At 48.6% G+C, this 6,973-nt stretch carries 10 protein-coding genes; all 10 read right to left on the bottom strand.

Translation table 11 applies throughout. The annotated features are described in order from the left end of the window. On the bottom strand, positions 1 to 611 hold a 611-nt coding region (locus C1I60_RS25370; protein WP_252361618.1), incomplete at its 3' end, for an OB-fold nucleic acid binding domain-containing protein. 110 nt (positions 612 to 721) lie between these two features. Then, the gene (greA, locus tag C1I60_RS07200; RefSeq protein WP_137061121.1) at positions 722 to 1,198 is read right to left on the bottom strand and encodes a transcription elongation factor GreA; all 477 of its coding nucleotides are present in this window, start codon (positions 1,196 to 1,198) and stop codon (positions 722 to 724) included. A gap of 214 nt (positions 1,199 to 1,412) precedes the next feature. Then, entirely contained in the window at positions 1,413 to 2,441 is a 1,029-nt protein-coding gene (dusB, locus tag C1I60_RS07195) for a tRNA dihydrouridine synthase DusB (protein ID WP_137061120.1), read from the bottom strand. A 46-nt stretch (positions 2,442 to 2,487) separates the two neighbouring features. Next, a complete protein-coding gene (locus C1I60_RS07190; RefSeq protein WP_137061119.1) occupies positions 2,488 to 2,688 on the bottom strand; it encodes a helix-turn-helix domain-containing protein in 201 nt (66 codons plus the stop codon). Then, positions 2,640 to 3,188, bottom strand: a complete 549-nt coding sequence (gene folK / locus C1I60_RS07185) for a 2-amino-4-hydroxy-6-hydroxymethyldihydropteridine diphosphokinase (RefSeq protein ID WP_137061118.1) — start codon at positions 3,186 to 3,188, stop codon at positions 2,640 to 2,642. Before folK ends, C1I60_RS07190 begins: the two co-directional genes overlap by 49 nt. A gap of 9 nt (positions 3,189 to 3,197) precedes the next feature. Next, positions 3,198 to 3,560, bottom strand: a complete 363-nt coding sequence (gene folB, locus C1I60_RS07180; protein WP_137061117.1) for a dihydroneopterin aldolase — start codon at positions 3,558 to 3,560, stop codon at positions 3,198 to 3,200. A gap of 219 nt (positions 3,561 to 3,779) precedes the next feature. After that, positions 3,780 to 4,646, bottom strand: coding sequence for a dihydropteroate synthase (gene folP / locus C1I60_RS07175; RefSeq protein WP_137061116.1), 867 nt, complete (start codon positions 4,644 to 4,646; stop codon positions 3,780 to 3,782). Then, the gene (locus C1I60_RS07170) at positions 4,643 to 5,539 is read right to left on the bottom strand and encodes an aminotransferase class IV (RefSeq protein ID WP_137061115.1); all 897 of its coding nucleotides are present in this window, start codon (positions 5,537 to 5,539) and stop codon (positions 4,643 to 4,645) included. The genes folP and C1I60_RS07170 overlap by 4 nt, the downstream gene beginning before the upstream one ends. 3 nt (positions 5,540 to 5,542) lie before the next feature. Continuing rightward, positions 5,543 to 6,118, bottom strand: coding sequence for an aminodeoxychorismate/anthranilate synthase component II (gene pabA, locus C1I60_RS07165; RefSeq protein WP_137061114.1), 576 nt, complete (start codon positions 6,116 to 6,118; stop codon positions 5,543 to 5,545). 5 nt (positions 6,119 to 6,123) lie between these two features. Next, positions 6,124 to 6,973, bottom strand: an 850-nt coding sequence (locus tag C1I60_RS25365; RefSeq protein WP_252361616.1) for an anthranilate synthase component I family protein, incomplete at its 5' end; no start/stop codon positions are given.

Raw genomic sequence — 6,973 nt, 5'->3', positions numbered from 1 at the left:
CCGAGCGAGTCCAGATAACGACGCATGGATTGAATAATACGGGAACGTGTAATGAACGTTTTTTGTACTTCAGGGTTCATAACCAGATCGACGTAACGCTGACGGTAACGCAGCTCAACATCCTTCAGACCATGATATTTCTCCGGCAACGGGTACAACGATTTGGACAATACCTCAAGATCCAGCACCTTAATGGTGGTTTCCCCTGTTTTGGTCTTGAACAGTACGCCTTTAATTCCTACAATGTCGCCCAAATCCAGAATACCGAACGCTTTGTATTTAGCTTCCGGCACAGTATCTTGACGAACATAGATTTGAATACGTCCACTGAGATCCTGTACATGGGCAAAGCTGGCTTTCCCCATAACACGCTTAGCCATAATACGGCCTGCAATGCTAAGTTCAACATTCTTTTCTTCCAGTTCTTCCTTGGTCAGACTGTCATACTTGCTTAGCAGTACACCTGCCTCAGCTGTGCGTATGTATTTACGACCAAAAGGATCAATACCTAACGAGCGAAGCTCGTCCAATTTGGCGCGGCGAATTTGCAGCAGTTCGCTTAGTTCCTCGCGATTTTCTTGAGGTTCCTGGTTAGTAGTTTCATCTGACATGGTGCTAAATCAGCTCCTTCAATATGAATAGACGGGCCGGGGTCCGTCCGGGTGTAGAGAAAAAAAGCTTCCCCAAGGAAGCTTTTACATTCAATTCCAAAGTCCGTGTCTTATTTTTTGATATCCACGATTTTATATTGTATAACACCTGCTGGAACAGTGACATCCACAACAGTTCCTTTTTTCTTACCGAGCATTGCCTTGCCAAGCGGACTTTCATTGGAGATTTTATTCTGGAGCGGGTCCGATTCAGCTGAACCTACGATCGCATACTCTGTAACATCTCCGAATTCCATATCCTCAACAGTCACGGTTGCGCCTACTCCCACAACATCGGTTTCAATTTCATCACTATTGATAATGCGGGCATTGCGTAGCATTTTTTCCAGTGTAATGACACGGCCTTCAATAAAAGCCTGCTCATTCTTCGCATCCTCATACTCGGAGTTTTCACTGATATCCCCGTATCCGATAGCTACCTTAATCCGTTCCGCCACTTCACGGCGTTTGACAGACTTTAAGTTCTCAAGCTCATCTTCGAGCTTTCTAAGACCTTCCTGTGTCAGAATGACTTCTTTATCGCTCATCTTAACCGATTCTCCTGTCATGGGAAAAGTTTAAAAGTGCATCGGAATGCACGCTTTCAAAACATAATATGCCACTCTGAGGGAATGAGAACATTTCCTGCTGTTGTCTTGAGAGCTACATACAAATTGTAGAATACATCAAGATTTTATACTGAACGATTATAGGGCAAGCAATTGGAAAAGTCAATCGCATACAAAGGCAGAAGCAGCTTCCTTATTGCGCAACGGCGGCAGGAGAAGCAGCCTCTGTGGAATGCTCATCATTTTCTACCGTGTGTAGTACGGATACAAAACCTTCCAAAATACGCACCATATCATCACGTCTCGTTTCTTCCATAACAACGTCCTTAATGCGTGCAGAGCCTCTAAGTCCTTTGAGGTACCAAGCCAGATGCTTACGCATTTCGCGGACAGCCACAGCCTCACCCTTCAATGCCACCAGGCGATCCATATGCAGAACGGCAATGCGGATTTTTTCTTCCGGTGAAGGATCAGGCAAAAGCTCACCTGTCTGCAAATACTCAATCGTACGGTACAGCATCCAAGGATTACCCAGAGCGCCGCGTCCGATCATAACACCGTCACAGTTGGTCAAATCCAGCATCCGACGGGCATCTTCCGGTGTAGCCACGTCCCCATTTCCGATTACAGGAATGGAAACTGCTTCTTTAACTTCTTTTATAATATCCCAGTTCGCATGTCCCGTATACAATTGCTCCCGTGTACGACCATGTACGCTGACAGCCTGACCTCCGGCGCGTTCTACGGCACGAGCGTTCTCTACGGCATAAATATGCTCGCTATCCCAACCAATACGCATTTTCACGGTAACTGGCTTACTAACGGATTCCACTACAGCGGATACCATTTCATAAATTTTATTGGGATCAAGCAACCAACGGGCACCCGCATCACATTTGGTTACCTTGGGAACCGGGCAACCCATATTGATGTCAATAATATCTGCGTTCGTCTCCTGATCCACGACCTTGGCCGCTTCCACCAACGATTCACGGTCACCCCCAAAAATTTGCAGACTAAGCGGCTTCTCACGCTCATCCACAAACAGCATCTCACGCGTGCGCTTGTTACCGTGAATGATTGCCTTGTCACTAACCATTTCTGCGCATACCAGGCCTGTGCCAAATTCTTTGGCAATCAGACGGAAAGCAGGGTTACACACGCCCGCCATCGGAGCCAGCACGACCTGGTTTTTCATTTCAATACCGCCGATTTTCAACATTCTCTGTTCACTCCTTTATTCATACTTGTATATGGTGTACTTATCGTCATTCCGTCAGTTCCCGGACTTCAATTTCTAGCGTTTGGGCAATAATATCCAACATGTCAGGCTCTACCGTTCGGTTGCCCCGTTCCACAGCCCCCAGTATGGCCAAGGATATGCCGGTTCGCTCAGCCAACTCCTGCTGCGTGAATCCTTTTAGCTTCCGAAAGGCGCGAAGCCGTTGCGCCAGCTGCTTGTTTTCCAAAACTGTATGCCGTCCTTTCCATCCAATGATTTCAATGCAGTATGCACGATACTGTACAGTCCGGATGGATCTTGGTTCGGAACGATATCAGCCAATGGGACAAGCACAAAAGCACGCTCCAGCATACGGGGATGAGGAAGCTCCAAATCCGGCGTAGCGAGCTGCACCGCTTCCATCCATAACAAATCCAGATCAATGGTGCGCGGACCGTTAGGAATATGTCTTACTCTACCCAAATGGCTCTCTACCTCCAGCATGAAGGTCAGAAGCTCATCTGGAGCAAGTGTTGTGGATATGGCTACTGTCATATTCAAAAAAGAAGGCTGATCCAGATACCCGACAGGCTCTGTTTCGTACAGGCTGGAGCAACGCAGTACCCGTATACCCGGATGTTCGTCCAGCGCCGTGATGGCTTCATACAGGGTATGCTCACGATCCCCCAAATTAGCCCCTAAAGCAATATAAGCCTCTGATGCCTCAGAGGTCGAATGTGCGTTCATGTACCGTTCCTACTTTCTTGCGCGATAAAGCTCAACCGTCACGCCCTCAAAATGAATATCAAACGGCGGATGCGGCTTCGTGACTTTGACAGTCAGTGCATTGACACTAGTATAAGTGTCCAGTAAGGAAGTTGCAATACGTTCGCCTAAAGCTTCTATCAATTGGTAAGATTCCTTTTCTACAATATCTTTAACAGTGTAATGCACCTCAGCGTAATTAACCGTTTTGTCCAATGCATCTTGCTCGCCCGCCTCACGCAGATCAAGCTCCAGTTCCAAATCAATGTAGAAACGCTGTCCCAGCTTACGTTCTTCGGGAAAAACGCCGTGATATCCGTAATACTCCATACGATGCAAAACCATTTTATCCATCGTGGTAGTCCCCCTGTTTTTTTATTCAATTTTTTTATAATAAATTTTTTTTCTGAAAATGCAGTGACTTTATGCGGGCAGTAGCGTAGCGAATTATTTGAATCCGAAGAAGCGTAGCGCTCGCCTTTGCAACGGGATTTTTACCTCTACATGTTTTACCAATTCAAAAAATCCCGTTGCAACAGCGATCGCAGGATCAAATGATTCGCGAAGCCGTTCCTACCCCCCATAACTCAGTGCATTTTTAGACCCGTACACCATCGCATCACACATACGCACTGTGCGCTTGATTTGCGCAACATCATGTACGCGCACAATCTGACAGCCTTGGGCAATGCCAAAGGCAACCGTAGCCGCTGTGCCCTCAACCACATCATCCACAGGCAAATCCAGTGCTGTACGGATAAATCTTTTGCGTGACGTCGCCAACAGCAGCGGGTAGCCCAACTGACTTAGTGTATCCAGAGAAGTCATAGCATGAATATTTTCGTCGTAATCTTTGGCAAACCCGATGCCCGGATCTAAAATAATCTGTTCCGCACGTACACCTGCATCCAGCGCCAATCTGATACTTTCTTTTAAATCATTAATCATATCAGATATAAAATCGCTATAGTTACGGTCATGACGATTATGCATTAAAATGACTGGACAATCGAATTGTGAAGCCACACTTGCCATGTCAGGGTCTGCCTTAAACCCCCACACATCATTGATGATATGCGCACCTGCTTCAAGCGCCTGCCGGGCTACTTCAGCTTTGTAAGTATCCACGGATAATGGAATGTGTGGAGCAATACGGTGGATAGCCTGTACTACCGGAATAACACGGGCCAGCTCTTCTTCCACGCCTACCGGATCATGCCCCGGCCGGGTGGACTCGCCGCCAATATCAATAATATCGGCTCCATCCTCCACCAGCTTCAAGGCATGTAAAACGGCAATCTCCAGACTATTGTGCAATCCGCCATCGGAAAATGAATCCGGGGTCACGTTCAGTATACCCATCACCTGTGTGGAATCTCCGAGCGTAAGCTCGGCCTCGCCCATCTGATAGCTTCGTCGGTAAAAGGTCGGTATATTCAATTCATCCCTGCTTTCTCTCTGTAATCGTGTATCAGCAGAGCGGTTATGGAACCAGCCTGTTTCCAGGCATCGGATAACCGGTGCGTCGTTCCATCCAGCTCCAGCAGTAGGCTCACAGGCCGGATTTCCTGTATGGAATTCGTCATAAATATTTCATCAGCCAGCCGCAGCTCGTCCCAACGGTATAGACCCTGCTCACAGTGGATGCCTCTCGCTTGCGCTAGCTCCACAATAAGTCCACGTGTAATACCTGGCAGGATACCTGTAGACAGCTCCGGGGTGTACAGCGTATCATTTCGTACAAAAAACAGGTTGCTGACCATGCCTTCTGCCAAGAAACCGTCTGCCGTAAGCATCATCCCTTCAGCCCTATGCTGGACGGCAGCGGCGTACTGCTGAAGCTCCCGCTTGGCGAGAATGTTATTCATATAATGGAGCGACTTTAAACGAATCTCACCCTCGGGCGTGTTTCTTGGCGTTCGCAACAACTGAAGCGCCGACGCGACAGTTGTTCCCACGGTTTCTGTATGGGTAGCGGGTAACGGCTTGGCGAACAAAATATGGTTAGGCCGTGTATAGTCACCAGACGGCAAGCCAAGTACCTCTTCGCCCGCCGACACGGTGTAACGGATATATGCTTCGTTCAGACTATTCGCGGCCATCAGACTTTGGACATGCGCGGTAAGCTGGCCCTTGTCCGGTTGAAAAGGAATGCCCAGCATCTGGCAGCCCTCTGCCAGTCTGTTCAAATGACGATCGAGCAGAAACGGAACTCCCTTGTAGGTACGGAAGGTCTCAAACAGGCCCATTCCGTACAAAAAGCCGTGATCACTTACGTGAATCACGGCATCTGCGGCTTCCGTGAGGACGCCATTGACTCCGATGTATTTCATGAATCAGACGCCTACCTTGCGTTTTAGGAAATTGCGTAACAGCTGATGTCCGTAGTCCGTAATGATGGACTCAGGATGGAACTGGACTCCTTCCACGGCAAACTCTTTATGCCGCAAGCCCATAATTTCACCTTCCGCAGTTTCAGCGGTAATTTCCAGACATTCAGGCAGGCTCTCGCGCTCCACCAGCAAAGAATGATACCGGGTCGCTGTGAACGGGGAAGGCAAGCCTTCAAATACCGATGTATTATGGTGGAGAATCGGTGATGTTTTGCCGTGCATGAGTCGTTCAGCCCGGATGACATTACCGCCAAATGCCTGTCCGATGGCCTGGTGACCGAGACAAACGCCGAAGATCGGAATCAGCCCTTTAAAGTGACTAATCACATCCAGCGATATTCCCGCCTCATTCGGCGTGCATGGACCCGGTGAAATCAGAATATGCTCCGGCGCCAACTCTTCTATGCCTTTCAGATCAATCTCATCGTTCCGTCTTACGGTTACTTCCTCGCCTAGCTCACCCAAATACTGAACAAGATTGTACGTAAACGAATCATAGTTATCAATCACCAAAATCATACGACTCACCCTCCTGTGATACCGCTTTTGCTCAAAGCGGCTTCTTCTTCACCACATTGTACTGCTTTCATGACGGCTCTTGCCTTATTTCGGCACTCGCGATATTCCCTGTACGGGTCTGAGTCAATGACAACGCCTGCACCTGCCTGTAAATAGGCCGTGCTGCCTTTGACAGCTAGTGTTCTTATTATAATATTTAATTCCATATTGCCGTTATAGTCAATCCACCCCATGGACCCTGTATAAGGACCACGCCGGACAGGCTCTAATTCTTCAATGATTTCCATGGTGCGCACCTTGGGTGCTCCGGTAATGGTTCCCCCAGGAAACGTGGCGGCGATCACATCTAAAGCGGTACGACCCGCGGCCAGCTTGCCCTCTACTTGAGAAACGAGATGCATCACGTGCGAATAGTACTCGACAGTCAGCAACTCCGGCACATGCACCGTTCCGTATTCAGCAATCCGTCCGATATCATTGCGTTCCAGATCAACGAGCATGATATGCTCGGCGCGCTCTTTTTCGCTCGATAGCAGCTCCGCAGCCATGGCAGTATCCTCTTCCGGCGTGAGTCCTCGCCTTCTTGTACCTGCAATGGGACGTGCGCTGACGCGTCCATCCTCCAGCTTTACCAGTAATTCGGGCGAACTGCTGACGATTCGTAAATCCGGCATCCGCAGCAGGCCCATGTAAGGGGAAGGGTTCAGCAGGCGAAGCCACTCATAAATATCCTCAGGTTGGGCTACCAGCGTACGTTGCTGACGAATCGACAGGTTTACCTGAAACACATCACCTTGTGCAATGTATTCCTGCACGCGCTTTACGGCGTGTTCAAAATCCTTTTGGTTGAAAGCT

This window comes from Paenibacillus terrae (assembly GCF_005217525.1).
GTDB classification, from domain to species: domain Bacteria; phylum Bacillota; class Bacilli; order Paenibacillales; family Paenibacillaceae; genus Paenibacillus; species Paenibacillus terrae_C.
The sequence above is the reverse complement of the archived record's forward strand: the minus strand, read 5'-3'. Positions and strand labels throughout refer to the sequence as shown.

Bases quoted from the DNA above. Each gene is read 5' to 3' on its own strand.
- C1I60_RS07170 (WP_137061115.1), bottom strand. From the start codon at position 5,539: ATGAAATACATCGGAGTCAATGGCGTCCTCACGGAAGCCGCAGATGCC.
- dusB (WP_137061120.1), bottom strand. From the start codon at position 2,441: ATGTTGAAAATCGGCGGTATTGAAATGAAAAACCAGGTCGTGCTGGCT.
- folK (WP_137061118.1), bottom strand. From the start codon at position 3,188: ATGAACGCACATTCGACCTCTGAGGCATCAGAGGCTTATATTGCTTTA.
- pabA (WP_137061114.1), bottom strand. From the start codon at position 6,118: ATGATTTTGGTGATTGATAACTATGATTCGTTTACGTACAATCTTGTT.
- folB (WP_137061117.1), bottom strand. From the start codon at position 3,560: ATGGATAAAATGGTTTTGCATCGTATGGAGTATTACGGATATCACGGC.
- greA (WP_137061121.1), bottom strand. From the start codon at position 1,198: ATGAGCGATAAAGAAGTCATTCTGACACAGGAAGGTCTTAGAAAGCTC.